Below are 26,534 nucleotides of genomic sequence, written 5' to 3'. Positions count from 1 at the left end.
TCTATCATTTCCTGTTTACAGGAGAGAATAAATGTATCTTTATTTATTTCCGTGATATGCTATGGAGTAATTTTTATGGCAGATATTTTAGTAATTGTGCTATGTTTTCAGGATGCGGAACAATAATTTCGATATCGACCTCGGGATGAGCACTTACATGGGCTGTAAGCAAGTCCATTAAATTATCTTTAGATTTCATATAATCCTCAATAATTACTTCATCACTGAATCCAAGCCGTTTTAAAATAATTGCTGAAACTACGCCAGTACGGTCTTTGCCTGCCGTACAGAAATACAGCACATTGGATTCTGCATTCAGAATTGTATCAATAATGGTATCCATCTTCGCATCGAGCATCTGTTGATAAATGGTATACAGATGAGCAAGTGACTTGGGGGTACCACCACCGCCTGTAACTGGCAGATGGATATATGTAAATCCCTCGCAATTTTTAAGAGTACATGTTTTTTCAGCTAATTCTTCGTCTGAGCGCAAATCAATAATTGTCGTTATATTATTGTCTAATAACCACAAAACTTCCTCATTACTCAATTTTTCCGGAAGATCACTTCTGATAAATCGCAGGCTGCCCGTTGGTAACGCACGTGTATTTCTTGTTGATTGTAATAAAGAACTCATGACTATAACACCTTCTTTATATCCTTATCGCTTTAATTTATCAGCTTTATAAAGTTTTTTAGCTGGATATAAAGCTTTAAAATACGCTATAACCCAGCATTTTCTTAGTATGTATATAAAAACTGTCTCATAAAGTATACTTTATAAGACAGTTACATTTTATGCTTTTTTAGCCGTTTTGTAAAGATATTCACTGTGATTTGTTACCTTTTAGGCCCGTTTTATGCTCTTAAACAAATGTCTCGTAAAGTATACTTTATGACACTAATCAAACATATTGTTGAATCATGAGTGAGCAACTTTGATATTAATGGTATGAATTGATGGGCACTGCTTAAAAAGATTGTTAATATGCAGCAGATAAAATGGCAAGGGAGCAGCGATATGGATAAGAAAATTATAAAAATCGGATTGGCAATGATGACATGTATGAATGTATTATGGTCAGACTCAAAGCTATTATTGGCGGATGAGGCAGATAATATCACAAATGAAATGGAAATAGATACAACTGTAAGCCAGAACCTTGCGGCTGATTTTAAGCCTGCAAGCTTCACGGAATTACAAAATGCTATTCAGTCGGCAAATGAGAATGCGGTAATAGATTTATCTGATTTAAGCAGTGATAACAATAATCATAGCTATACGATAGACAAAAGTCTGACATTAATGGGATCAAATAATACGATAGAGGGTTTGTATTTATACGTTAAGGCAGATAAAACATTAACGCTAAGCAATGTTACGATTGTTGGACATTATGCTAATTCAAGAGCGAAGGGGACAACTGTCGAAGGTGAAAAAGGCGCTAATCTAATTGTAGAGCATGATGCAAAACTGATTGGCAGTTCTTATGCGAGTTCTTTTTTTAGTTATATGTCCGGGGTCGCAATTCGAGGTTTCAAGGAAGTCTTGATTTATGGTGAAGTTGAAAGCGGCCAGGGTGTTAAAAAGATTGAAGGCGGTGCTATTCATAACTGTTATCATGTTGTAATTGATGGCGGCAGTGTAAAAGGCGGCGTGATTGATGAAAAAGTTACTTTGAGAGGGGCAGCTGATAATCCTTTAATATCTTATGTAAATAAATTGGAAATTAAAAATGCGTCAATCATTGGCTGTGTGGATAAAGATAAAGATTCTTCTGGCGGCAGTTTGATTTCAGCAACCTATAATGCAATTATCGAAAATAGTACGGTCATTCCTGCTGAGGCATCATTTCCTTATGGTGTCATTGATATTGAAAGTACCGATTCTTTTAATTCACATATGTATGAAAGAGATTGTGCAATCGGTTTTTCAATCAGTGATACATCAATTATCATTCCGGATTCAGCTTACGAAGAGATTGTGGAGATGGATAGTGATATGTATGATGCCGGCAGCTGTGACAAGATAGCCGGTTATGTATTGAAGATTTCAACTTTGAGCGATTTTAATATTTCTCCTTATGATGATGTTTCACCTATTGTGAATATTGGTGAAAATGTGACGCTGCAAGGGTTGAATTCAAGTGGTTCAAACGGCGGTGCGGCAATTATTGCAGATGCTAATTACCTGCCGGTAATTGTGAATGTTGCTGCTTCCGCAGAAATAATCGGCGGCAGTACAACTTTTGAGAATGGTTATGGCGGTAATGGTATTACAGGTGCTCAGGTGAATGTAAACGGTATTGTTAGGGGTGGCAATGGCACCTATGGCGGCTATGGTGTTTCACGCTGCTGGTCAGACAGTGTGTTTAACACAAATGGACAAATCAGCGGCGGTACTGGTTCTGTACTGGGCGGCCATGCTGTCTATAATGCCAGTAAGATTACGGTCAACGGTGCTACTCTCAGCGGTGGCAATGGCCCTGCTTATCAGCCGGGTGATGCTGATGGGAATGGTTTTCAGCGGGCCGGATCAGCGGTTTATTCGGTTGACAAATTAATCATGAATGATGGTGAATTAAAACCGGGATCCGGAGGTTATGCAGCCTGTGTTGTTGGCAGTCTTTATATGAAAGGCGGTTTAGTTCTTAACAGCAGCTCACATTTTGAAGCACAGCCAGATGATCTTAACCTTGCTTCTGTATTGTTATATAATGTTCCGGCAATGCTTCAGATCAGCGGCGGCAGCATCGGATATATCAACACGGAAGTAAATGGTGCTATAACAGAAACTGTATCGGTAGGACTTTGGAATGAAAAAAACACAAATTACTGGACATATCGAAAAGAAGACAAGTCTGTACAATGGCAAGATTCAATATTTAGCGGTGCGGGATATCAATTATTTGCTGATGAAGTAATCTGTGATGGTGAAAATATCACGGTGTATGATAATCAGCAAAATGTAAGTAATATTTATAGTAAATTTGGTAAGGTAAATGAAACAGCTGAAGGAACAGCCTTGGTATACAGTCCGGATACGGTTGAGGTAATCTTTCCGCGCAGTATTACTGATGAGGATGAAATTATTTTCTCCGCACGTAATTGGAGTAAGGAAAATGGTCCGTATGAACCTTTGGATTTAAGCTATACGCTAATAAGTGATACTAAAATCACGTTTACTCAGCCTAAACGATCAATCCGTATTGAGTTAAGAAAAAAGGATGCAATCTTAGATCTGAATAAAACCGACAATGAAATTAGCGGCATTGAAATTGATGCGGAATTCAAGACAGGTGAATCGATTACCTTTACGGCAATCGGAGCAAATCTTAATCATTCTAAGCCCGGATTAAATGATTTACGATATGTTCCGGCTTCATGGAGTGTTAATCCCAATGGTACATGGGATAAGGAACCTTATACGGCAGCTTTTAAAATTGATAATGAAGGTGATTATACATTGAGAGTCATCTTTGATGAGGAACAGTATATTCAAACCGATGAATGGATTAAAACTGGCAAATCACTCGAAAAATCTATCTCTTTCACTATCAAAGGCAAAGCAGCTTCCGAAAGCAGCAGTACCGGCAGCACTTATAATCCGCATAAGAACTGTTTTGCCGTAAAAGCTGACAGCCGTGTTGTAGAATACATCAAGACGCCAGTTAAAAGTTTAGGACAGTATGGACTGAATTATCAGCTTTCATATCTAGGTAAAGATGGTAAGCCGGTAAAAAAGACTTGGATCATTTTAGATCAAGAAGGAAATCTTGTGGAAACATCAACTGCTGTTTCTTTTGATCAGCAATATGATGAAAGCTATCGTATTTACTGGGCGGATGAAGCGGGTGTACTTGCTGATTCATGGCGGCTTTTAGGTGGCAATTGGTATTATTTTAATACAGATTATACGGCTAGGGCTTCACAATGGCAGGCACATAACCTTGATTGGTACTATTTCCAAAATTATACATATGTGAAAAATTATTGGCTGCCAAGCAGTGAGGGACGCTGGTATTACTTCGACGGTGAGGGCAGAATGGTTCGGAATCAAGAAGTTGATGGCTGCTGGATCAACAGTTACGGCATTTATTGGAGTCCGCTGTATACTGACCCTGAATATGCGGCAGCTTATAGTGAATAATTAATAAAAATAATAGTCTTGGCTGAATTAAACCTTTAGCTTCAGATTTTCCTTTTTTAAGTCCCATTTATTTCCGCTAACAATTTTGTATAAAATATGATTTAATAGCCAAGGGTGAGGAAATGAAAATTGTATGTATATTGCTTTTATTTTTAACCGGCTGTGTAAATGTGAATCATTATCATTTTACAGTTAATTCTGAAGGTGTCAAAGAGGAAGTGACACCTTCAGATGATGAAGTAAATCAAGAAAACAATGAAGAAAAAAAGGAAAATAATGAGGTTGTACCGCCAATTATTATTCAGCAGGTTGTAAGACCTGTACTGCCAATTGAACCAGAAGAAGAGGCACCGGTAAATAAAGAAGTTTCATTTTTGGATATTGTGGCTCGCTTTAAAGATGCCGCGGCACTTTATGAACTGAATTATTTTACACCCATTTCAATCTATGAAATTTATGGTGTGAATGAGCTTTTGGTAGAAGAATTTGTAGGCGGCAATCGAATTATAGAGCAGGGTATTTATGAAGCAGCAGTATTTAAAGCCAGAGCGGGAATGAGCGATCAGGTCTATCAAAAAGTGATTCAGCGTCAGGCCTTTCTGCTGGCACAGTATCCGTCCGCTTTGAATGTCAATCAGGCATCGATCATACGGATTAATGATTGGATCATTTACAGCGTATTGGAAGAGAATCAGACATTAATTGATGCAGTCAGTGAATTAATCAATCAGAGCACTTAGGTGCTCTTTACGTTTTATGGAATCATGCAGGTTGCCTTAGAATTTCGCAACTTATGGAAAATGACTGGTATCTTTTATTGAATCATGATTTAATAGGATAGCATTTTATGAAGGAGAATAAGAGATGAAAAACACAAAAACACTATTATGCTGCATGCTGATTTTATTAGCCGGCTGTGCACCTAAGAATGAGGAACCAAAAGATGACCAGAATAAGGTTGTAGAACCTGCAACTAATAATGACATTGCTTCTGATAAAGAGGATGAAAAGGAAGAAAATAAAGAAATCAATGATGAAGAAGAAAAGGATGAAGAGTTAGATCAAAATGATCAGGAAAGCGCGGAACCGATTGTACCTTCTAAACCGGCAGCTCCTGCACCTTCAGAGCCGGAAGCGCCTAAAGATGAGCCTGAGGAAACTTTAACTGCGGATCTTGACGCATTGGCAACTGCCATTCAGGCAACGGATCTTTTCTCTATGAGTATGATGATGGACAATCAGCAGATTGCTGATCTATACGGCGGAATTGGTACGGATCACTATGAGACAGCCATTGTGTTAAAGAATTTAATGTCACCGGGCGGTGATGAAGCAGCCATCTTTAAAGTAAAGGCTAATCAGATGGATGCGGTGAAAGCCGGTATCAATGCGCGTGATACTTATGGTAAGAATGAAGGCAGTTTTTACGAAATGGAACAAGAAATGTTTAATAATTCAAAAATTATTGAAATCGGTGATATAATTGTGTATATTGCTGCCAGAAATGTGGATGAGGTGGCATCAATTGTTGAAACGAATTTAAAATAGAAAGTTGGGAAAATATGATTTTCAGCAGTGTATTATTCCTTTATATATATTTGCCTTTAGTGCTGCTGATTTATCAGCTGACACCTTTAAAATATCGTAATCTATTATTATTGATCGTCAATTTGATATTCTATGGCTGGGGAGAACCGGTCTATATACTCTTGATGTTCCTATCGATCGGCATTGATTATGTCAATGGTTATTATGTTGCCAAGTATCGGGACATTGATCGGCAAAGAGCAAAAAGGTTTGTAATCATATCGGTAGTAATGAATCTTTCATTGCTTGGTTTCTTTAAGTATTATGATTTTCTGGCTGGCAGTCTGAATAGTCTGCTGAACGCACAGGTATTGCATCCGTTAGGTTTAGCATTGCCAATCGGTATTTCGTTTTATACTTTTCAGACAATGTCCTATACGATTGATATTTACCGTCATCAGGCGGATGCCCAGAAGAACATTATCAATTTCGGCACCTATGTTACCTTATTCCCGCAGCTGATTGCCGGTCCCATCGTTCGATATAATGATGTGGCGGATCAATTGGAACATCGTGAATCCTCGGCAGATCAATTTGCTTATGGTGTGCAGCGTTTTATATTAGGTCTCGCTAAAAAAGTGCTGCTTGCTAATAACATTGGATTATTATGGGAAACTGTTCAGAAAATGGATTTTGGCAGCATGAGCGTATTAGCAGCCTGGCTGGGAATTATCGCTTTTGCTTTCCAGATATACTTTGATTTTTCAGGATACAGCGATATGGCTATTGGCCTTGGTAAAATGTTTGGTTTTACCTTCTTAGAAAACTTTAATTATCCCTATATTTCTAAAAGTATCACTGAATTCTGGCGCCGCTGGCATATTTCTTTATCCGTATGGTTTAAAGAATATGTCTATATCCCGCTTGGCGGCAACCGCAAGGGAACATTTAGAATGATATTGAATCTTGCAGTGGTTTGGATGCTGACCGGTTTTTGGCATGGCGCAAGCTGGAATTTTCTTTGGTGGGGCTGCTACTTTGGTGTTCTGCTGATCATTGAAAAACTCTTTTTGAAGCGGCTGCTTGATGCTTGCCCGGCAGTTATCACGCATTTATATACGTTGATATTGGTTTTGATTTCTTGGGTATTGTTTGCCCTGAGTGACGGACCTTCGATATTCACTTATCTGCGGGCGATGTTTGCCCTGAATGGCAATGGCCTTTTTGATAGCTCATCGATTTATTTATTAGCTAATTATGCAATCATGCTGGTAATCCTGACGATTGCATCATTGCCGCTTGGTAAAAAGCTGTATCATCGATTTATTGAAAATCAGCCTGGTTATGTGCTGGTTCCGCTTGTATTGATGTTCCTGCTGCTTGCAAGTACAGCTTATATTGTCGATGCCAGCTATAACCCATTTTTATATTTTCGGTTTTAGGAAGGAGGCAGAATTATGAAAAAAATGATTGACCGTATCACCATCGGTATGTTTGCATTCATTCTAAGCGGTTTATTTATCATGAATATTCTGCGTCCGGTTCGCTCTTTCTCACCGAATGAAAATCGTATACTTGCTCAGTTTCCGGAATTTTCAGTGAAAAAGCTGCTGAATCATGAATTCACAAGTAATTATGAAACCTTTATCACTGATCAATTTGCCGGCCGTGATCAATGGGTTGCGGCAAAAACTTCAATGGAGCGTCTGCTGCTCGGCAAGGTTGAAAATAATGGCGTTTATTTCGGTAAGGATGATACGCTGATTGAAAAACTGTCTGCTGTTGATGCAGCGCTTGTTGATAAGAATATACGTTATGTGAATCAATTCGCTGACGCGTTGGATCAGCAGGTAAAGATTGATATGATGCTGATACCAGGTGCCGCCGCGATTCAAAAGGCCAAGCTGCCATGGATCAGTGATGATATTGATCAGCTGGCATTGATTGATGATATTCAAAGTAAATTAACTTCACGGATTAATTTTGTTAATGTGAATGAAACTTTTCTGGCACATGCAAATGAGGATTTATATTTTAGAACTGATCATCATTATTCAATCTATGGCGCGGGTCTGGCTTATCAATGTTATGCAGAGGCCCTTGATCTGCCAATCAGCGAGAGCTATGTGTATGAGGTTGTGGCCGATGATTTTCTTGGTACACTTGCTTCACAATCAGGTGCCTATGGCATTAAACCCGATGTTATTATCAAATTGGTTAATGATGAACAAATTACTGTGACTTATCCGGATACAGGATTGATAGATAATAATGTATATCTTGAAGATAATTTGAATGTTAAGGATAAATATACTTATTATTTGAATGGCAATCATTCTCTGGTACAGATCAAAACGAATGCTGATCGGCATGAAAAATTACTGATTCTGCGTGATTCATATGCTAATATATTTACCCCGTATCTGCTTCAGGCCTTTAGTGAAATTGATCTGCTTGATCTACGCTATTACAAATATTCAATTTCTGAATATATCGATGAGCATGAAATTGATCGGGTATTGATTCTGTACAGCGGCAAGAATTTTATGAGTGATGTGAATTTTACTTTCTTAAAATAGAGGAACTTTCCTCTTTTTTGCTTTTTAAGCAAAGAATAAGGTATAATAGTAAAGGTGGTAAAGGTGGATAAAATTAGAAAGCTGATTGAACAGTTTACTTCATTTGAAGGCAGTCTGTTTTGTTATTCATTATCTTTTTCGTTTTTGCTGGCACTGGCACCGGCGCTGACAATCTTTGTCATGCTCTTTGTCATTTTTTACCTTGATCCTCAGATAATCATTGAGTTTGGTACAAAATTTCTGCCAGCTGATTATATAACTCCCTATGTAGATTTTATCTTAAGCAAAGAAGTCAGCGGATTAGTGCCATTGATTACAACGCTGGCAATTTCTATGTGGCTGGCTTCAAGAAGTATTTATTCATTTCTTTTAGTCAGTGCTCAGCATGAAGAAATCACCTATCCGAAATGGTCGATCAGAATCAAATCATTAATTGTGTCGTTGGTATTATGCGGATATGTGATTGCGTCAATTTATGCGTTGATTCTGCTTGGCACATGGCTGCCGTATTTGATGCCGGCAGGGGTCTGCGCGATCTTGCTGATTGCCTTTATTTTGTTTTATCGAACGATATCTTTTGAAAAAAAGGAATTGTCTTATGGGGCAGTCGGCGGTTTATTCGCGACAATCAGTATCAGTGGTGTCGGCTATTTGTTTTTCTATATCGTAAATCGTTTTACCAGTTATTCGCTGGTTTATGGGCCATTGGCATCGTTAGTCGTCTTGCTGTTGTCGATTTATGTGATTTCGAGTATTATTTATTTTGGTTATTTATTGAATGTGGTTTTTGAAGATAAAACCGAGCATCCGAGAATGAAGGCTGCTGGTTTATTTAATTTCTGTACGTCAGTTCATGAAGGCGTACAAGGCTTTTTAGAAAATAAATTCATGAAGAAATAGGAGAAGCGTATGCGTGTAGTAATAGAAAAAATGGGAATAAACGGTGAGGGGATTGGTTATATCAACCGCAAGCCGGTGTTTGTTGAGGGGGTATTGATTAAAGAAGAGGCAGATATTGAGATAACTGCTAACAATAAGACTTATGCGGTTGGGAAAGTAAAGAAGATCGTGAAGACCTCCGAGCATCGCGTTAAGCCGAAATGTAAGATACAGGGGCGCTGCGGTGCTTGTCCGCTGATGATTACTGATTATGAGGATCAATGTGCTGTCAAAGAAGCTAATCTGAAGCAGGCGCTGATTAAGTATGCTCATGTAAACCCGCGGCTGATTAAGAAGATTATTCCTTCAGAGAACGTGTTTAATTACCGTAATCAGCTGAAACTGCCGTTTTCAATGAATGAGGAACGCGAATTAGTGACAGGGATGTATCAGCCAAATTCAAATTATTTTAATGAGATCGATCACTGTGTAATTCATGATCAGGATCTGGAACAGACGCGCAAGGCTGTTTTAAACGTACTGAATGATTATCGGTGCAGGAGTTATGATTATCATCAGAAAAAGGGCTTCCGTTCTTTAATTATTCGTATGATTGACGGCCGCTCACAGATTACCTTGGTAACGGGTGAGGAGGAACTGCCAGCGTCAATGATTGAGGCTATCATGCAGATTAAGGGTGTAGTTTCGTTGTGGCAGAGTGTGAATACGATCAAAAAGACACCGGAAATATTCGGGCCTAAGCTGGTGCTTCTGGCAGGCGAGCGTACTTTGGATATCCGTATGGATGATTTAAAGCTTCAGCTTTCACCGCGTTCTTTCTTTCAGCTGAATACTCTGCAGGCTAAGCGGCTCTATTCAACCGCCAAGGGACTTCTTAAGGAACACTATGGCTTGATTGTAGAAGCATACAGCGGGGTAGGCGGTATTTCATTATATTTAAAAGATAAAGCTGATGAAATTATCGGTATTGAAAGTATCAAGGATGCGGTGGTTAACGCGAATGCGAATGCTAAGTTGAATCATGCTGATAATGTATCCTTTATTTGTGCGGATGCCGCTGATAAGCTGACTTATTTATCAAAGAAAAGGGAGATTGATCTGCTCGTGGTCGATCCGCCGCGCAGTGGTCTTGATGATGCAATGCTGGAAACGATCTTGCGAAGTAAAATCAGGGAGATTGTATATATTTCATGCAATCCGGCGACGTTGGGAAAAAATCTGGATATTCTGCTGGATCGTTATGAGGTAAAGGTGGTGCAGCCTGTCGATATGTTCCCAAATACGGCGCATGTGGAGTCAATCGTATTGCTATGTAGAAAATAATTTAAAAAATCCTGATAAATATTAAAAATACCATTTTTATCACATTATGTTATGTTTTTTTTTGTAGTCTTGAAAAAAAAGACAAAAAGAATACATTCAGAAATTAAGATCATATCTTGTAGATAAAAAGAAAAAGCCTGAAATAAATGAATATATATTTTTTGATAACTTTATTTATAAAATCGTTATAGGGGATCCTAGTCGAGATAATATCAATATCGTAAAAGTGCTTATGCAGAATGCAAATAATAAAAATTTGAACGGCAAAGCAGTAAACTCATTTACGATTGCAGATAGAAATTTATATGTATACAATGATGGAGAAGAGCTGGTTAAAACTGAAGTTACCTTTAAAATAGATGTAGATTTATACTACTAATGCCAGAGAGGCTAAAATAGCTTCTCTAGTTTTTTTATTTTATCATAGGTTTATAAAAATAAATGAATCAGCACTTGATAATAAGTGTAAACAAATTTTTGATATGGTTATGATATCATTGATAGAATTTTCTAATAACTGTATACATACAAGGTTGAATATACCGAACAATATTTTGAGTTCAAGATAACAGACTTTTGGTTAAGTGATAATATCTATCAAGTCGAAATAAATGGATACCATAAAGATAACTATGATACTGAACAACAAACAGCTTTTCTATTGCTGAGATTTTTTATAAATTTTGAATATAGGCAAATTCAGATAAGTAACATATTTTTACCAGATTTCTTAAGATATCAGGGGCTTGGTAAAAAACTAATTTACGTGATATTGTGTTTTATAGTTTAAAAGGGGAAATAAAGGATCGAGAAGAACTGAGTGATGATGCAATCGCAAAGTGCAATGGAATGAAAGTAAGGTGCTGGTTAAAAGATGGTTTTGCTGATGTTTTTCGAACGCATGATGATAACGAATATGATGATATGATAAAAATTTATATCTTTTTGTGGCTTTCGATAATTTGGATGAGGATAATCATCAATTGGCGGGAGATGCCAATTCTAAATATGATCAAACATTTATTAAGGCTTATATAGCGGAAATTGAAAAAATTGAAGCTATCTTCTATAGCAATCCTAGATGGAGGACAAAGCGACAAACCTTTTTCAGTTTGATTAAATTGTGCATGAAACAGTGAATTCACTGTTTTTGTTGTGCTATTAAATTTTAGTACCGTCTTCAAACTCAAAGTAGGAATGAGATTTTGCTCCTAAAGCCTCTACTATTTGGCTTAGTTCCTCATCTGTAAATGTCCCGCGTTTTAATTTCTGATTAAAATTTGCTGGTGTTGTCCCAATGCGTATGGCTAATTTCCTTTACGAAGTGCCAGCAAGGGCAATTGTAACTTTAATTTGTTTTTTACTTGGCATATCTACATCACCGTTCCATCTTGTAACTTTATGAAAGATAATAAGAAGACAGAGAATTATGAACTCGGATTAAGAGAACGCATTGTGACATAGCGACACTTATCTGGGCTTTTTTTATCTTTTCAGATATGGAAAAGTAGTTAAAACGCTTGACAAAGAATTTCAAAATCTTATAATAGTATTTGTAAATATTAAATAAGGGTTTAAAAATATTGTTAGGAGGCTGTTATGTATCAAATTACAAAAGCGTATGAGTTATTGTCTGTGGGGTCAAAGGGAACATCTCTTTATGCCCGTTGGGCAAATCAGTGTGAAATAGGATATCCAGAACTCATAATTCTTTATGCCTTGAACGCAAAGCACAGACTTACTCAAAAGACAATCACAGAAGAATTCGGGCTGATAAAAGCGACAGTAAGTACAGTAATACGTGATTTGAAGAAGAGAGGGCTTATTGTTCTTGAAGCAAGCAAAGAAGATAGAAGAGAAAAACTGGTTGTTTTTACAGAAGACGGAAAAAAGTATGCGGAAAATATCGTACGGCCATTATTGGAAACAGAAGAACGTATTACAAAAAAAATAGGTGATGAACGAATGGAACAGATTATAGACACACTGGATCTTTTTAATATTTTGTTTGAAAAAGAGCTAAAAGTGGTGCATAAGAAATGAGAGAAAGTATAGTAGTGATAGAGACACCCTAATATTTAAGAGAAATGATGTAATGACAAAAAAATGAAAACGAAAGGAAAATAGTGATGAAATCAGTTTTACTTATAGGACAATCAAATATGGCAGGACGTGGTTTTTTGAATGAGGTTACGCCGATTTATAATGAAAATATTTTTATGCTAAGAAACGGCAGATGGCAAATGATGACAGAACCTATACACTTTGACAGGTCGGTTGCTGGTGTTGGACCAGCGGCTTCCTTTGCACAGGCATGGTGTAACGCAAATAAGGATGAACAAATTGGACTTATCCCTTGTGCGGAAGGAGGAAGTTCCATTGATGAATGGAATAAAGAAGGGGCTTTATTTCGTCATGCTGTTAGTGAAGCAAAATTCGCTATGGAAAACAGTGAATTGATTGCCATTTTGTGGCATCAAGGAGAAAGTGACGGTCGAAGCGAAAAATACAAAAATTATTATCAAAAACTTAATGTTTTAGTTAATTCATTCAGAAAAGAACTGGGAACTTTGGAAATTCCGTTCATTGTTGGCGGTTTGGGAGATTATTTAGGTAAATCTGGATTTGGAAAAAGTTGTGTAGAGTATGATTTAATAAACAAAGAATTACATGAATATGCTGAAAATAATAAGAATTGTTATTTTGTAACAGGGGAAAAACTATACTCTAATCCAGATGGTATCCATATTAATGCGGAGTCTCAAAGAAGATTTGGCATTAGATATTTTGAAGCTTATCAGACCAAATCTAATATCATCGAGCCATTAGACAATGAAGTGAATATAGTAAAGGAATTGTGTGAAAGAGAATACACTATTGCGGAGAAAAGATATATAACACTAGAACAATTTACCTTAGGAAAAGGTTCTATGGAAGAAGTAATGAATTTTTTAAAGTAAAAGATATAACTTCTAATCTATATAGGAAACAAGCTGAAAATCTCATAAACTGCTGGAGTGAACTTTATAAGCTCCCGTTATCTAATAGGTGAAATATCTGCCTTAAATCTTATTAAAACAAAATCACAACTTGAAACATTTGGAACTTTTGCTGAAATTCTAATCATTATTGGAATAATTATCACAATTACCCTTACAAAGATATTAGCAGTTACTACAGCGTAATTGATAATAACACTTATTTTTGGTAGTTTTGTATGGGGATTTGGTATCATTCTAAAAATTAGAAAAGCGATTATTGCGTTTGAAGATTAATAAATCATGATCTAATTAGTTCAACTATTGAATAAAGTATATGTTACTATACGAAAGTGCTTTGTAATACGATGAGAAAGAAGGTTTCGAAAATCAGTATGAATGACTTTTTACACGTCGAATCTATTACTCTGCTTGTAAGAAAGTAAATTTAATTGATATTAAATTGGGTGCTGATTTTATGAAATACAGATCCTTGAAGTAGTTAGTGAGATAGCGATTCTATAATGAATTTCTGATTCAGACATGAATTGAAGGATATTGTCCCCAATGATATTAAATTATTAACAAAAGATGTACGTCCATGTTGACTTGCATCTTTTTTTAATGCATTGCATCTATTATTACGAATTGGTTCTTACATTAAAATCTTGTTAAATAAGTGCTTTCGGCTTTAGAAAACCGCTGATTTATGGTATTTTAATGCTGGTGATAGTATGAAAATAATCATTTCTCCGGCTAAACGGATGAATACTGATAATAATTATTTTGAAGTGAATCAGCCGCTTTTCTTAAAAGAGAGTGCCGAGCTTTTGAAAATCGTTCGCTCATTCACTCAGCCGCAGCTTCAATATATTCTTGAGTGCAATGAAGTGATTGCTCATGAGGCATATAAACAGTATCAGCATATGGATTTGAATGAATGCGGAACAGCGGCTCTGCTCAGCTATCAAGGCATTCAGTACACATCAATGGCACCGCACGTATTTACCGATGAGCAGCTCGCTTATTGTGAGGCACATGTGCGTATCTTATCTGGTTTTTATGGCCTTTTGCGGCCATTTGACGGTGTGCTTCCTTATCGGCTGGAATTAAACAATCGCTTTAAATATGGACCATGGGACAGCTTGTATGCGTTTTGGGGAAATAAGCTCTATGAAGGTCTTGATGAATCATCGTGCATTCTTGATTTATCAAGTGTTCAATACAGTAAAATAATCAGAAGATACAAAAAGAGCCAAGTTCGTATGATCAAATGCTATTTCATGGAACAATGTGATGATGGATATAAAGAGAAGGGCGTCTATGTGAAAAAAGCTCGGGGTGAAATGGTGCGTTATCTGGCCGAAATAAAAGCTGAAGAGCCAGAAGCTGCACAAAGCTTTGATCGGCTTGGCTATCATTTTCAGCCAACCCTTTCAAATCATGAGCATTATGTGTTTACACGCGATCGTTTTTCAATGAATAAATACAAATGATTTAAAATATCGCTTGTTTCAATGCTGTTAAAAGTTTACAATTAAAAGTGATAGAGTGAGTAAGGGTGAGCCAGCTATGAAATCAGAAAAAGACATGAGCAGTGAATTTCATTCTGTGGTCTTGAATCAATTGGACACAGATGTATTTATAACAGAAGCTGATACAGATCGGATCGTTTACATGAACGAAACGATGAAACAGCGGTTTCAGCTTGTAGATCCTGAGGGAAAGCCATGTTATAAGGTGCTTCAAAAGGATATGAACGAACGCTGTGCTTTTTGTAACCGGCGTGAATTACTGACGAACCGGCAAATGAAAGACTGCGTATGGAATGAAGTAAATACAATCAATCATCGTTTGTATAAAAATTATGATCAGCTTTTTGAATGGCAGGGGAAGCAGTATTTTATTGAAAATTCAATCGATATTACGGATTTAATGTCAATTAGTGAAACTAATTCAGCTGCCTTTAATCTGAACGCGAATGACGGCTCTTTTATGCAGCTGATTCGCTTAGGTAAAAATGAAAATAAAAGTGTGACGGTGGTCATGTGTGATATTAATGATATGAAGCTGATTAATGAACAATATGGCTGGTCGGCGGGTGATCGTCTGCTTAGTGCCTTTGCTGATTATTTTCGCCGTCAGCTTCATGAACAAGAGCTGTTCTTTTCTCTGAAAAGCGATCAGTTTATGGCTGTGTTCTATGGTGAGAATTATCAAAGTGCTGAGAAACGTGTCCAGCAAATTCAAAAAACGATGGCTTTTGATAAGGATAATGGTCAATTACCTTATGAATTTACATTTAGCTTTGGTTTGTATGAGGTTTATCCCAGTGATCATTACAGTGCTGAGGATATCATTGCCAGAGCGGATGAACGGCTGTATCAACAGCAGCGGGCTTATCATATCATGAAGTCTAAAAATCAATATTTAAAGCATGCCGGTGCCACAACCGTCGTTGATTTTGAATACGATAAGGAACATTTGTATGAGGCGTTGGCTGCCAGCAGTGATGATTATCTGTTTGTCGGCAATATGAAAACCGGCGTATTCAGATATCCGGAAACAATGGTACAGGAATTTGGGCTGCCAGGTCAGATTGTAGAGAATGCTGCAGCTTTCTGGTCTGAGCTGATTTATCCTGAAGATATTGAGGATTTTTTGGCAAGCAATCAAGAAATAGCCGATGGCCGTGCTGAATCGCATAATATTGAGTATCGGGCAAAAAATGTTCGCGGTGAGTGGATCTGGCTGCGCTGCCGCGGCAATATGATTCGCGATGAACAGGGCAGCCCAAATCTATTTGCGGGAATCATTTCAAACCTTGGCAAACAGCGCCAGATTGATCCGATGACGGGTTTGGATAATAAATTTGCGTTTGAAGACTTAGTTAAGAAAAGCTTGATGAATAAGGATCAGGTAAAACAATTGGGTATCATGGTATTAAATATTGATTCATTTAAAAATATCAATGATTTATATAATCGTTCTTTTGGTGATGAAATTTTGCGTCTGACCGCTTCCAAGCTGAATTCATTATTGCCTGAGCAGGCTAAGCTGTATCGATTGGACGGCGATGAGTTTGGTGTCGTATTATTTAATCCAAGACTGAATGAGGTTTTATCTTTTTATCAGCAGATTCAGACGGTTTTCAATCGTCAGCAGGAATATGACGGCAGAAAATATTATTGTACATTATCGGCAGGTTATGCGCTTTATCCGCAGGATGCAGAGAATTATCAGAATTTATTAAAGTATGCCAATTATTCACTGGAGCATTCAAAGCATATTGGTAAAAATCGTCTCACCCTTTTTTCAAGTGATATATTAAAACAGAAGGAGCGAAAGCTGGAACTGATGGAAATGCTTAGAGAAAGTGTTGACCGAGGTTTTGTCGGTTTTTCTGTTGCTTATCAGCCGCAGGTAAATTCTAAGGATCAGAAGCTGCATGGCGCGGAGGCATTAGCTAGATGGAGCTGTCCTAAATATGGCAATATATCACCAGTGGAGTTTATCCCCTTGTTGGAACAAAGCGGTTTGATTGTGCAGTTTGGTAATTGGATTGCTTATCAGGCAGCGCAGCAGTGTAAAAAGTGGTGTGCCTATCAGCCGGATTTTAAAGTCAGTATTAATTTGTCTTATCGGCAGCTGATTGAGGGAGATATTCTTCCTTTTATGAAAGAAACGCTAAAGAAGCTGAAGCTCAGTCCGGATAATGTGATCATGGAGTTGACGGAGACTTATTTAGCTCAGGAAGATGGTTCAATACAGGAAGCAATCAGCGAATTAAAGCGTATTGGCATTCAGCTGGCAATGGATGATTTTGGCACTGGTTATTCATCGCTGTTTTCATTAAAGAATATGCCGGTCAATGTTGTGAAAATCGACCGCGGTTTTGTGAAGGAAATTACGACGGATATGTTTAATGCAACATTTATTCGTACAATTACTCAGCTGTGTCATGAGGTTGGCAAGACGGTATGTCTGGAAGGCGTTGAGTCGGCTGAGGAATATAATGTTGTTAAATACAGCGGCATTGAACTGATTCAAGGCTATTATTTCGGTAAGCCGATGTCCGCCGCAGATTTTGAAGAGAAATATTTTAAATAAGCAGCGCTAACCAGCGTTCAATAATTAAACAATAGGAGGAAAGCATATGACAAAAAGAATGTGGGCGGCAGCCGATGGCAAATTAGAGATTGAAGGTAAAAGAGGTTCATTTGATATTGCCTATGGCAATGCTTCAGAATTACAGAAGCTTGATATTTGGCTGCCTGATACTGAGCAGGAAAAGGTACCGTTTATTTTTATTATTCATGGCGGTGGTTTTATGGCGCTGGATAAGCGTGACTGTGAAATGGCACACGCAATTAAGGAAACAATTAAGCGCGGTTTTGCGGCCGTGAGCTTGAATTACCGCATGACTCAGGAAGTAAAATTTCCGGAACCAATCAGAGATATCAAGCAAGCGATTCGTTTTATAAAAAAACATGGTGCTGAATATCAGCTGGATACGGAAAAAATGATGGTATGGGGCGGCAGTGCCGGCGGTTATTTAACTTTAATGGCAGCTTTGTTTAATAATGAAGCCTATTTCGATAATCCGGATGATGAAAATGTGGATGTGCAATTCAAAATTGATGGGGCTATCGCCTGGTATCCAATTACTGAATTTGCAACTTTGGATCATCAGCTGCAAACGAATAGTTTGATTAATAAGTATTTGCGCAAGGAAATTAAGGATCAGCATGAATGCTATGTCAACGCGATGCCGGAAAGTGAAGAAAATGCGTTCCCGTATCATGCTTCTTTGGATTCAGCAGGCTCTATTCTGCTTGGTGAAAATTGCTGTGTTGATAATGAACTAACCCGTAAAGCCAGCCCGATTTATTATATTAAATCAGATATGCCGAGAATTTATATTCAGCATGGCAGCGGTGATGAAATCGTGCCGATGCAGCAATCCATTGACTTTGCTTTAAAAGCTAATGAGCTGTGCGGTGAGGAAAGAGTTATCTGTGAGATTGTTCCGGATGCGATTCACGGCTCGATGCTTTTTGAAACTGCAGATAATTATGATAAGTTATTTGCATTTATCCATGCGATTATGGATTAGGAGTGGTTATGTCATTTACAATCAATAAAATAAAAATTGAAAGTTCTACTCATCAGTATCAGATTCCAGCTGTTTTGACACTTCCGCAGCAGCATGATTGTCCGGTTGTGATTCTCTGTCACGGTACCGGCAGTGATAAAGATGAGGCGGGCAATGGGTATGTTTACTTGGCAAACCGGCTGGCGGCGAAAGGTATTGCTTCTTTGCGTTTTGATTTTATCGGAACCGGTGAGAGCCGTGTTGATTATATTGAATATACCTTTACATCAGCACAGCGGGATATTAATGATGTGCTGGCTTATCTTGATACTTGTCCAACCATCAGCAAGCATGCTATCGGTATTTTAGGCTGGAGTCAGGGCGGTACAATGGCAATGCTGGCGGCTGGTCAAAATCCGCGGTTTAAATCAATTGTTACTTGGGCAGGCTCATGTGAAATTCAGCAGCTCTATGATGAGGCCGATTATGCGCTTGCGCAGAAACAAGGATATGCGATGTTGGAGCTGGGATTCAGAGCCCCCTTGCGGCTGAGTCTTGAATGGATGAACGACGCGCGGAATTGTGATGTGCTGTCGGTGTTTGCGAAAAGTGATGCAAGCGTGCTGGCAATTGCCGGTACTCGTGATGATGTTGTCGATCCTGAATGCGCGTCAAAAATTGCGGCTGTCAGTCATCATGAACTATCAACATCGAAGCTAATATCAGGAGCTGACCATTGCTTTAATATTTTAACCGGTGATCACAGCGCCTTTAATGAATTAATGGCGATGAGTGTCGATTGGTTTGAAAATACGCTGAATAGGGAAGCGCGGATTGAACGCTACTGGCAGCAGTTTTTAGCGGACAGCAAACGGCCTGCGGACACTCGATATTTAGAGGCATTTCATTTTGACCTAAATCAAAGAAGTGCCGATGAATTGCTTGAATTAGTGCTGATGGGCAAGAAAAAAGCCACCTCAAGCAGTTACTATGAGCTGGCGGATAATTTGCCTGAAGTCGGCAGTTTGAGTATTGTCACTGACTGGCTGGGCAATCCTGCCTGTGTTATTGAGACAACTCGCCTGCAGACACTGCCTTTTTCTGAAATTGATTTTGCTTTATGCAGTCTTGAAGGTGAAGATACATGTCTTGAAACATGGCGGCAGAATCATGAGCGTTACTTTACGGCTGACGGCAAGCGGCGCGGATATGAATTCAGCTGGGATATGCCGGTGATTTTCGAGGAGTTTAATGTGATTTATGCAGAGCCGCTGCGCTGTCCGACTGAATTTAGAGCCTTACGGCGCAAGGCACAGGCATTAAGTGAAGAAAGCTGCCGAGAAATTCTGAGCCAAGCAACTACCGGCGTTTTAGCTGTGCTTGGGGATGAGGGATATCCGTATGCGGTGCCGCTTAATTATTGTCTTGAAGGAAATAAAATTTATATTCACTGTGCAAAAACCGGCCATAAGCTTGATGCAATCAGACAATGTGACAAGGTATCCTTCTGTGTAATTGGTCAAGATGATTTGAAGCCAGAGCTGTTTACAACATTTTATAAGAGTGTGATTGTGTTTGGCCGTGCTTCAACAATCGATGATGAAACGGCAAAGCGCCATGCTATCTCCATGCTTTGTGAAAAATACGCACCCGATTTAATTGCGGAAGGTCAGAAGGAAATCGATGCCTTCTGGAATGGACTCACCATGCTTCAAATTGATATTGAAGCGATCAGCGGCAAACAGACTAAGGATCTTGCTGAGGAATAATAAAATAAGCTTATACCATGTTATGAGAATGTGGCATAAGCTTTTTAATTTTATACGTGTTTGATTTTTGTATGTGCTGATATTTCTGAATTGGTTGTAGCTAAATCTTTAATTGAAAATTCATGAATGCTGCGATGACCGCAGATACGGGCAAAGGATTTTAATTCTTCACGCAAAGCGGTAAGGAAGTTTTCTACTTGTTTAGCACTCTTGTCAACATCCAATCGTTTCCGCAGCTGTTCGTCTTGGGTGGCAATTCCCATCGGACATTTGCCGTTATGACAGATTCGGTATTGCTGACAGCCTAAGGCCATCATTGCCGCTGTCGCAATTGCTACCGCATCAGCTCCCATCGCCAAGGCCTTGACAATATCGCCGCTGGTTCTAAAGCCGCCGGTGATTATCAGCTCTTGAGGCATATCGTGTGCATCCATATAGGCACGGGCTCTGGCTAATGCAAAGAGGGTTGGTACAGAAGTATTATCTTTCAGATATTTGGGTGAAGCGCCGGTAGCACCGCCGCGTCCGTCAATGGTAATAAAGTCAGGATTGGCTGCTTTGATCCATTCAAGATCTTCTTCGATGTGACCTGCCGCGATTTTAATGCCGATCGGTCTGCCTAAAGAGCGCTGACGCAGTTCATCAACTAAATGCTTCAAATCCTCTTTTGTATTGATTTCACTGAAACGGGAAGGGGAATGGATGTCCATGCCCATTGGTTTGCCGCGTACTGCCGCGATTTCTTCAGTAACCTTATCCGCCGGCAAATGACCGCCCATGCCCGGCTTGCAGCCCTGACCGATTTTTATTTCAATCGCGCCGCTGGTCTGCAGATTTTCATCAGTAAGGCTGTATTTATTAGGAATGTATTCAAAGATGTATTGATAAGCATGTGCTTTTTCTTCCTTAAGCACACCGCCTTCACCGCCGCATTCTGCTGTTTTCACTGCTGAACTGCCAATAGCTAAAGCTGTTTTTGCTTCTTTGGAAAGGGCGCCAAAGGACATATGTGAAATATACACCGCATGATCAAGCACCATCGGTTTTAATGCATGACTGCCGATGATTGTTTGTGTACAAACCTCTTCATCATCTAAAAGCGGCGGATTGGCAAGCTGACCGCCCATAATTAAAACATCATCAAAATTAATAATTGGTTTTTGCGTCCTCATAGCATCAATTCTGCTTTTTCCCTCAGCCGCCATTTCATGTATTAAATCCATCGCGGTTTCAATTTCATCATTCCTTCTTAACCGGGCTGACGCATTATCATTATTAGCTGGCACTGATGGTTCATCAGCACATGAAAAAATACTTTTACTTGCTGTACAGAAAGGACAGACCCATTCTTCATCAAGCTGATCCCAGCGTTTACCTTCTGTTTCCTCATCATAAAGATATCCGCATATCCCACATTTATAGATCATAAAATATACCTCCTATTGTTTTTATTGTAAGCCTTTTCTTAGCTTGTGGGCAAGTAAAATAAACAGGATCTTTTATTTATGAAGCAGCGGCTGGATTTATTGGCTAATAAGTACGGCTGGACTATCCTAAGTATTAAAACTATGCTATGATAAATAAAAACTATAGGGTATCTTTATGACGAAAAACAAAAAATCTGTTTCAGTTCTTATTACTTCTGCACTAGCCGTCTGTATGCTTTTTATTATGCTTTCCGCATGGCTGATTGCTGATACGCTGAATGAGAGCCGGCAGCAGGGCATAGCCTCGATGCAATCTTCACAGCTTCAGACAAAGAATGCGGTTAATTTGAAAATTAAAGGTGATCTTGAAATATTAGATGCCTTGGCAACATTTATCAGTGCCATGGATGAAGCGAATGTCGATCTGCTGATGTCGCTGATCAAGGATGTCAACAGCCGCAATAGTTTTATTCGCCTTGGCTTGATACAGCCTGATGGCTCAGGGTATCTTGCTGATGTAGACGGTACAGTGTATTATGATGATTTTGCTGATGAGCTGGTGATTGCTGAGGCGCTTATGGGAACTGGCGGTGTTTCAAATACAATGGCAGATCGGTTTAGTGATCATATCATTTATATTTATGCGGTACCGATTATGCAGGAGGAGGCTGTAATCGGTGCGCTGACAGCAACTAATTATGGTGTGATTCTGCGTGATATCATTGATGATGCGTCATTCTTTGAGGCAGGATATTCACATCTGATACGCTCTGACGGCCGCTATCTGATACGCTCAAATACTGACTATCTTGATCAGGAAATGGTTACTATTGATGAGAAGATTAAGTATAAGAATCAGGGATATGATGCTTTTATGGCTGATTTGAAGGCATTTGGCACAGGCTTGTACAGTTATAATGACGATGCGGGCGAGATGCTTTTAATGTATACACCGATTGGTATCAATGACTGGATGCTGGTAAGCTTTGTCCCATCAGTAAATCTGACAGAAAATAATTATCGGATTCTATATGGTATCTGCGGAATTGTCTTATTAGCGCTTTTGATTTTTATCTTCTTTGGTTATCAGCTTTATCGAATCAACCGCCAAAATGTGAATCATTTGAAGTATTTGGCTTATACGGACCCGTTGCTGGGCTGCGCGAATCTGACAAAATTCATTGAAACCGGTGAAAAGCTGCTTCAAGAATCACATCATAACTATACTGTCTGGTATATCGATATCACTAAATTCAAATATTATAATGATATCTATGGATATGATGCCGGTGATGCACTGCTTCAAAAATTATCCGATCTTTTCGCAAAGGATCCGCAATGCAGCTTATATTGCCGTGTTGGGGCTGATGATTTTGCCGGTTTGCTGTGTGATCTGGATAAGACTGCGGTAAGCTTATGGTTTGCCCATCTCTGCGGGCAGTTTGATAAACTTGAACATATGGAAAGGCATGGCAATTTCATGCGCCTGACGGCTGGCTTTTATATGCCTGCAAATGATGGCAGTCAGCTGCCTTTACAAACCTTGATTAATCGAGCCAATATGGCTCATAAATCAGGTATGAGCGGCCGAGAGAATTATGCGTTTTATTCAGAAGATGACCATCAGCGGGTATTGATTGAGAATGCGATGGAAGCCCATATGCATACAGCCCTTAAGGAACATCAATTTAAGGTATATCTGCAGCCTAAGGTGGACATTCAGCATCAGGAGAAAATAATTTCTGCGGAGGCATTGGTGAGATGGGAGGCAGCGTTGGGTTCATTGACAAATCCGGATTTGTTTATCCCTTTATTTGAGAAGAATGGTTTTATTGTCAAGCTTGACCGGTATATGTTTACAGCTGTCTGCAGCTGGCTCAGACAATGGCTGGATGCGGGTAATCCGCCATTGATGATTTCAATTAATGTATCACGTTTAAGTTTGTTATGTGATGATTTTCTGGCTTTTTATGCAGGTGTGAAGGCTGAGTATCAGATTCCGGATCAGCTGCTGATCTTAGAATTTACTGAGAGTATCGTGCTTGATAATGATGATGTATTTGCCAAGGATGTATTGAATTTAAAGGCGGCTGGTTTTATCTGTTCACTGGATGATTTTGGCAGCGGTTATTCATCATTGAATCTTTTAAAGGATTTACAGATTGATGAGGTAAAGCTTGATCTTGTGTTTTTCAAAAAGAGTGCTGGGCTTGAACGCGGTCAGATTATTGTGAAAAATATCCTGCATATGGCTGAAGAGCTGAATATCAAAACGGTTGCGGAGGGTATTGAGGAGCGGGAGCAGGTTGATTTTTTGAAAGTGAATGGCTGCAGTATGGTTCAGGGTTATTATTTTTATAAACCGGTAAGTCTTGATGCTTTCGCAGGGATTTATTATCAGAATCAAGCTTTGTGAGTAGGGTTGGCATAGATGCTTATAATAATGCTGAGGAGATGGCACAATGAAAAAAATATATACTAATGGTGTGATCATAACGATGAGCGGGCAATGCGCCGAGATGGTTGTTTGTGAGCATGGCAGGATCATCGGTTTTGAAGCATTTGATAATGAAGAGGCAGAATGGATTGATTTGCATGGCTGTACGCTGATGCCGGCTTTTATTGATGCCCATTCACATATTACGGCTTTGGCCAGTGCGCTGGGTTATGTGGATTTATCTAATGCGGCAAGCTTTGAAGAGATCGCAGCGCTGCTTATAAATTTTAAACAGACAAGAAAGCTGAAAGCAGAGGAGTGGATCATCGGTTTTAATTATGATCATAATTATCTGCGTGAGAAACGGCATCCGAGTCGTTTTGATCTTGATCTTCCTTCTCTTGAGAATCCTATCATGCTGACTCATGCCAGCGGCCATATGGGGGTTACAAATAGTGTCGGATTGAAGGCTTTAGGTTTAGATGCAAAGACTGTTGATCCTAAAGGCGGCCGTTTTGGCCGGGATGATGCCGGTGAATTGAATGGTTATATGGAGGAGAATGCATTTATTAACGCAAGTGCAGGGATTCCTCAGCCTGCTATTGAAGCACTGCTGAAACAGCTGAAGATGGCTCAGGATATTTATTTGAAAAATGGTATTACTTTTGTTCAGGAGGGAATTGCCAGAGAGAAGGAATGGCGGCTGCTGAAAAGGGCGGCAGAGGAGAATCAGCTGATCGTTGATGTGGCAGCTTATGTGGATGTGAAGCAATGCGCTCATATTCTAAGTGATGAGAAGCGGTATCGGCATGCGCAGAAGCGATTGCGGATCGCGGGCTATAAGCTGTTCCTCGATGGCTCGCCGCAGGGCAGAACGGCTTGGATGCTTAAGCCTTATTTGCACAGTGATAATTATTGCGGCTATCCGGTATATGATGATGAGCAGGTGAGAGAGTATGTGAAAAAGAGTCAGGCTGAGGGGGTGCAGCTGTTAGTTCACTGTAATGGCGATGCGGCGGCTCAGCAGCTGATTGATGCATATCAGAGTGTTTTAGGGGATAAACAAAGTATGCTGCGGCCAGTCATGATTCATGCGCAATTGGTAAACCGGGATCAGCTGCATGCTATGAGTGTGATGCAAATGATCGCGAGTTTCTTTGTTGCTCACGTTTATCATTGGGGCGATATCCATTGTGAGAATTTCGGTATTGCGAGAGCTTCTGAGATTTCACCGGTGCATTCAGCAATCCTTGAGAATGTTGTTTATACATTCCATCAGGATACACCAGTGATTCAGCCCGATATGCTGGAAACATTGTGGTGTGCGGTGAATCGAGTGACGAAAAGCGGGCGCCGGCTTGGCAGTGATGAAGCAATCAGTATCGAAGAAGCATTAAAGGCAGTAACAATTAATGCTGCTTATCAGTATTTTGAAGAAAATGAACGCGGTTCGATTGAAATGGGCAAATTGGCGGATTTTGTAATTTTAAGCCAAGATCCAAGACAGGTTGATCCGATGGAAATCCGTGATATTGAAGTTTTAGCAACAATTAAAGAAGGACGATGCTGTTATCGAAAAAATACTTTTGAAAAATAAAGTATTTTTTTTTTAGGCTTTTTAATTATTGCTGCTTATATAGTAAGTGGGGGGATCAGTATGCGCAGCGTCAGCTTCTTGTTAATACTAATTGTTTTAGGCTGTTTAATGGTTTACCGTTTAGATCAATCAGCGATGAAGGGCAGCCGTCATATTGCTTACTGGCAGTCATCAATGCATCAGCAGGCACCTGTAAAAGAAATGGGAAAGGAGGCAGCAGAGCCGCTGGTCAGGGATGAAATGATTTTATCCGTATTGTCGATTCCTGCCTTGGCAATCCATGAGCCGGTTGTTTGGGGGGTGGATAATGAATTTTATTTAAGCCATGACGCAAAGGGTGAGCCTGACGCATATGGCTGTGTGTTTTTAGATGCGGACAATCGGTTAAATGATCCGCTGCTGATTGTTTATGGACATCATGTGATCGGAACCAATCTGCGTTTCAGTCCGCTGGTTGATTTGATCAATCAGCCGATAGATGAAATTTCAATCACTTTTCTTGATAAAAGCTGGTTGGTAAAGGCGGTCATGCAGACCAGTATCGCATCCGCTAATGACTTGTTTGATCCATGGACGATAGATTTTGTCAATGCGGATCATTTTAAAGCCTATCTGCGTTATCTGGGTTCGCTGAGCGGTCAGTCATTTTCGGCTGCTGAAGGAAAACAAGTTTTATTGCTGAGTACCTGCTTAACGTTAGACAGTAATGAGCGGGTCTTGGTATTTGCGGTGGAGGAATGAGAGGGAGA

18 protein-coding genes and 1 pseudogene are annotated in these 26,534 nt (G+C 39.2%); 17 read left to right on the top strand and 2 right to left on the bottom strand.

What is annotated here, in order from left to right:
• Positions 1-73: 73 nt before the first annotated feature.
• Positions 74-640, bottom strand: coding sequence for a tyrosine-protein phosphatase (locus DWZ33_RS14760; RefSeq protein ID WP_118455589.1), 567 nt, complete (start codon positions 638-640; stop codon positions 74-76).
• 384 nt (positions 641-1,024) lie between these two features.
• Here DWZ33_RS14760 and DWZ33_RS14755 point away from each other — a divergent pair, with 384 nt between their 5' ends.
• The 14 genes and pseudogenes from DWZ33_RS14755 (at position 1,025) to DWZ33_RS18535 (ending at position 20,324) form a co-directional block, all read left to right on the top strand.
• A complete protein-coding gene (locus DWZ33_RS14755) occupies positions 1,025-4,153 on the top strand; it encodes a hypothetical protein (protein WP_118455587.1) in 3,129 nt (1,042 codons plus the stop codon).
• 122 nt (positions 4,154-4,275) lie between these two features.
• Positions 4,276-4,893, top strand: a complete 618-nt coding sequence (locus tag DWZ33_RS14750) for a hypothetical protein (RefSeq protein ID WP_118455585.1) — start codon at positions 4,276-4,278, stop codon at positions 4,891-4,893.
• A gap of 124 nt (positions 4,894-5,017) precedes the next feature.
• Positions 5,018-5,701, top strand: a complete 684-nt coding sequence (locus DWZ33_RS14745; RefSeq protein WP_118455583.1) for a DUF4358 domain-containing protein — start codon at positions 5,018-5,020, stop codon at positions 5,699-5,701.
• 14 nt (positions 5,702-5,715) lie between these two features.
• On the top strand, positions 5,716-7,122 hold the full coding sequence (locus tag DWZ33_RS14740) for an MBOAT family O-acyltransferase (RefSeq protein WP_022939033.1): 1,407 nt from the start codon (positions 5,716-5,718) through the stop codon (positions 7,120-7,122).
• Positions 7,123-7,137: 15 nt separating this feature from the next.
• Positions 7,138-8,259 (top strand): DHHW family protein, encoded by a 1,122-nt coding sequence (locus DWZ33_RS14735; protein ID WP_118455582.1) that lies wholly within the window; start codon positions 7,138-7,140, stop codon positions 8,257-8,259.
• A 63-nt stretch (positions 8,260-8,322) separates the two neighbouring features.
• Positions 8,323-9,159 carry a YihY/virulence factor BrkB family protein gene (locus DWZ33_RS14730; protein ID WP_182425756.1) on the top strand — a complete coding sequence of 279 codons (837 nt, stop codon included), beginning with the start codon at positions 8,323-8,325 and terminating at the stop codon, positions 9,157-9,159.
• Between the two features lie 9 nt (positions 9,160-9,168).
• The gene (gene rlmD / locus DWZ33_RS14725) at positions 9,169-10,482 is read left to right on the top strand and encodes a 23S rRNA (uracil(1939)-C(5))-methyltransferase RlmD (protein ID WP_118455578.1); all 1,314 of its coding nucleotides are present in this window, start codon (positions 9,169-9,171) and stop codon (positions 10,480-10,482) included.
• 1,599 nt (positions 10,483-12,081) lie between these two features.
• The gene (locus tag DWZ33_RS14710; RefSeq protein WP_118455574.1) at positions 12,082-12,525 is read left to right on the top strand and encodes a MarR family winged helix-turn-helix transcriptional regulator; all 444 of its coding nucleotides are present in this window, start codon (positions 12,082-12,084) and stop codon (positions 12,523-12,525) included.
• An 86-nt stretch (positions 12,526-12,611) separates the two neighbouring features.
• The gene (locus DWZ33_RS14705; RefSeq protein WP_118455572.1) at positions 12,612-13,442 is read left to right on the top strand and encodes a sialate O-acetylesterase; all 831 of its coding nucleotides are present in this window, start codon (positions 12,612-12,614) and stop codon (positions 13,440-13,442) included.
• Between the two features lie 752 nt (positions 13,443-14,194).
• Entirely contained in the window at positions 14,195-14,956 is a 762-nt protein-coding gene (yaaA, locus tag DWZ33_RS14700) for a peroxide stress protein YaaA (protein ID WP_118455571.1), read from the top strand.
• Between the two features lie 76 nt (positions 14,957-15,032).
• Positions 15,033-17,570 carry a bifunctional diguanylate cyclase/phosphodiesterase gene (locus DWZ33_RS14695; RefSeq protein ID WP_118455569.1) on the top strand — a complete coding sequence of 846 codons (2,538 nt, stop codon included), beginning with the start codon at positions 15,033-15,035 and terminating at the stop codon, positions 17,568-17,570.
• 46 nt (positions 17,571-17,616) lie between these two features.
• Positions 17,617-18,576, top strand: a complete 960-nt coding sequence (locus DWZ33_RS14690) for an alpha/beta hydrolase (RefSeq protein WP_118455567.1) — start codon at positions 17,617-17,619, stop codon at positions 18,574-18,576.
• Between the two features lie 8 nt (positions 18,577-18,584).
• Positions 18,585-19,805, top strand: a pseudogene (locus tag DWZ33_RS14685) (alpha/beta fold hydrolase); the annotation flags it as partial.
• Between the two features lie 21 nt (positions 19,806-19,826).
• Positions 19,827-20,324: a pyridoxamine 5'-phosphate oxidase family protein gene (locus DWZ33_RS18535; RefSeq protein ID WP_420841419.1), complete on the top strand. Its 498-nt coding sequence runs from the start codon at positions 19,827-19,829 to the stop codon at positions 20,322-20,324.
• A gap of 50 nt (positions 20,325-20,374) precedes the next feature.
• Here DWZ33_RS18535 and DWZ33_RS14680 read toward each other — a convergent pair whose 3' ends face one another.
• A complete protein-coding gene (locus DWZ33_RS14680; RefSeq protein ID WP_118455563.1) occupies positions 20,375-21,751 on the bottom strand; it encodes a glutamate synthase-related protein in 1,377 nt (458 codons plus the stop codon).
• A gap of 175 nt (positions 21,752-21,926) precedes the next feature.
• On the opposite strand from DWZ33_RS14680, the gene DWZ33_RS14675 reads away from it, so the two are divergent.
• Genes DWZ33_RS14675 through DWZ33_RS14665 form a run of 3 tightly spaced genes read left to right on the top strand, consistent with a single transcriptional unit; the run spans position 21,927 to position 26,526 of the window.
• Complete coding sequence (locus tag DWZ33_RS14675) at positions 21,927-24,167, top strand: putative bifunctional diguanylate cyclase/phosphodiesterase (RefSeq protein WP_118455561.1); 2,241 nt, start codon at positions 21,927-21,929, stop codon at positions 24,165-24,167.
• 46 nt (positions 24,168-24,213) lie between these two features.
• Positions 24,214-25,785 carry an amidohydrolase gene (locus DWZ33_RS14670; protein WP_118455560.1) on the top strand — a complete coding sequence of 524 codons (1,572 nt, stop codon included), beginning with the start codon at positions 24,214-24,216 and terminating at the stop codon, positions 25,783-25,785.
• Between the two features lie 60 nt (positions 25,786-25,845).
• Positions 25,846-26,526 carry a class B sortase gene (locus DWZ33_RS14665; RefSeq protein ID WP_118455558.1) on the top strand — a complete coding sequence of 227 codons (681 nt, stop codon included), beginning with the start codon at positions 25,846-25,848 and terminating at the stop codon, positions 26,524-26,526.
• Positions 26,527-26,534: the final 8 nt, after the last annotated feature.

It is taken from the genome of Dielma fastidiosa, assembly GCF_003475485.1.
GTDB classification, from domain to species: domain Bacteria; phylum Bacillota_I; class Bacilli_A; order Erysipelotrichales; family Erysipelotrichaceae; genus Dielma; species Dielma fastidiosa.
Note: the sequence above shows the minus strand (reverse complement) of the source record. Positions and strands in the feature narration are given on the sequence as shown.

What these genes read in the sequence shown, in the direction of transcription:
- DWZ33_RS14740 (WP_022939033.1), top strand. Translation starts at nt 5,716, where the DNA reads ATGATTTTCAGCAGTGTATTATTCCTTTATATATATTTGCCTTTAGTG.
- DWZ33_RS14750 (WP_118455585.1), top strand. Translation starts at nt 4,276, where the DNA reads ATGAAAATTGTATGTATATTGCTTTTATTTTTAACCGGCTGTGTAAAT.
- yaaA (WP_118455571.1), top strand. Translation starts at nt 14,195, where the DNA reads ATGAAAATAATCATTTCTCCGGCTAAACGGATGAATACTGATAATAAT.
- DWZ33_RS14735 (WP_118455582.1), top strand. Translation starts at nt 7,138, where the DNA reads ATGAAAAAAATGATTGACCGTATCACCATCGGTATGTTTGCATTCATT.
- DWZ33_RS14665 (WP_118455558.1), top strand. Translation starts at nt 25,846, where the DNA reads ATGCGCAGCGTCAGCTTCTTGTTAATACTAATTGTTTTAGGCTGTTTA.
- DWZ33_RS14695 (WP_118455569.1), top strand. Translation starts at nt 15,033, where the DNA reads ATGAAATCAGAAAAAGACATGAGCAGTGAATTTCATTCTGTGGTCTTG.
- DWZ33_RS14680 (WP_118455563.1), bottom strand. Translation starts at nt 21,751, where the DNA reads ATGATCTATAAATGTGGGATATGCGGATATCTTTATGATGAGGAAACA.
- DWZ33_RS14710 (WP_118455574.1), top strand. Translation starts at nt 12,082, where the DNA reads ATGTATCAAATTACAAAAGCGTATGAGTTATTGTCTGTGGGGTCAAAG.
- DWZ33_RS14670 (WP_118455560.1), top strand. Translation starts at nt 24,214, where the DNA reads ATGAAAAAAATATATACTAATGGTGTGATCATAACGATGAGCGGGCAA.
- DWZ33_RS14690 (WP_118455567.1), top strand. Translation starts at nt 17,617, where the DNA reads ATGACAAAAAGAATGTGGGCGGCAGCCGATGGCAAATTAGAGATTGAA.
- DWZ33_RS14675 (WP_118455561.1), top strand. Translation starts at nt 21,927, where the DNA reads ATGACGAAAAACAAAAAATCTGTTTCAGTTCTTATTACTTCTGCACTA.
- DWZ33_RS14760 (WP_118455589.1), bottom strand. Translation starts at nt 640, where the DNA reads ATGAGTTCTTTATTACAATCAACAAGAAATACACGTGCGTTACCAACG.
- DWZ33_RS14705 (WP_118455572.1), top strand. Translation starts at nt 12,612, where the DNA reads ATGAAATCAGTTTTACTTATAGGACAATCAAATATGGCAGGACGTGGT.
- DWZ33_RS14745 (WP_118455583.1), top strand. Translation starts at nt 5,018, where the DNA reads ATGAAAAACACAAAAACACTATTATGCTGCATGCTGATTTTATTAGCC.
- DWZ33_RS14755 (WP_118455587.1), top strand. Translation starts at nt 1,025, where the DNA reads ATGGATAAGAAAATTATAAAAATCGGATTGGCAATGATGACATGTATG.
- rlmD (WP_118455578.1), top strand. Translation starts at nt 9,169, where the DNA reads ATGCGTGTAGTAATAGAAAAAATGGGAATAAACGGTGAGGGGATTGGT.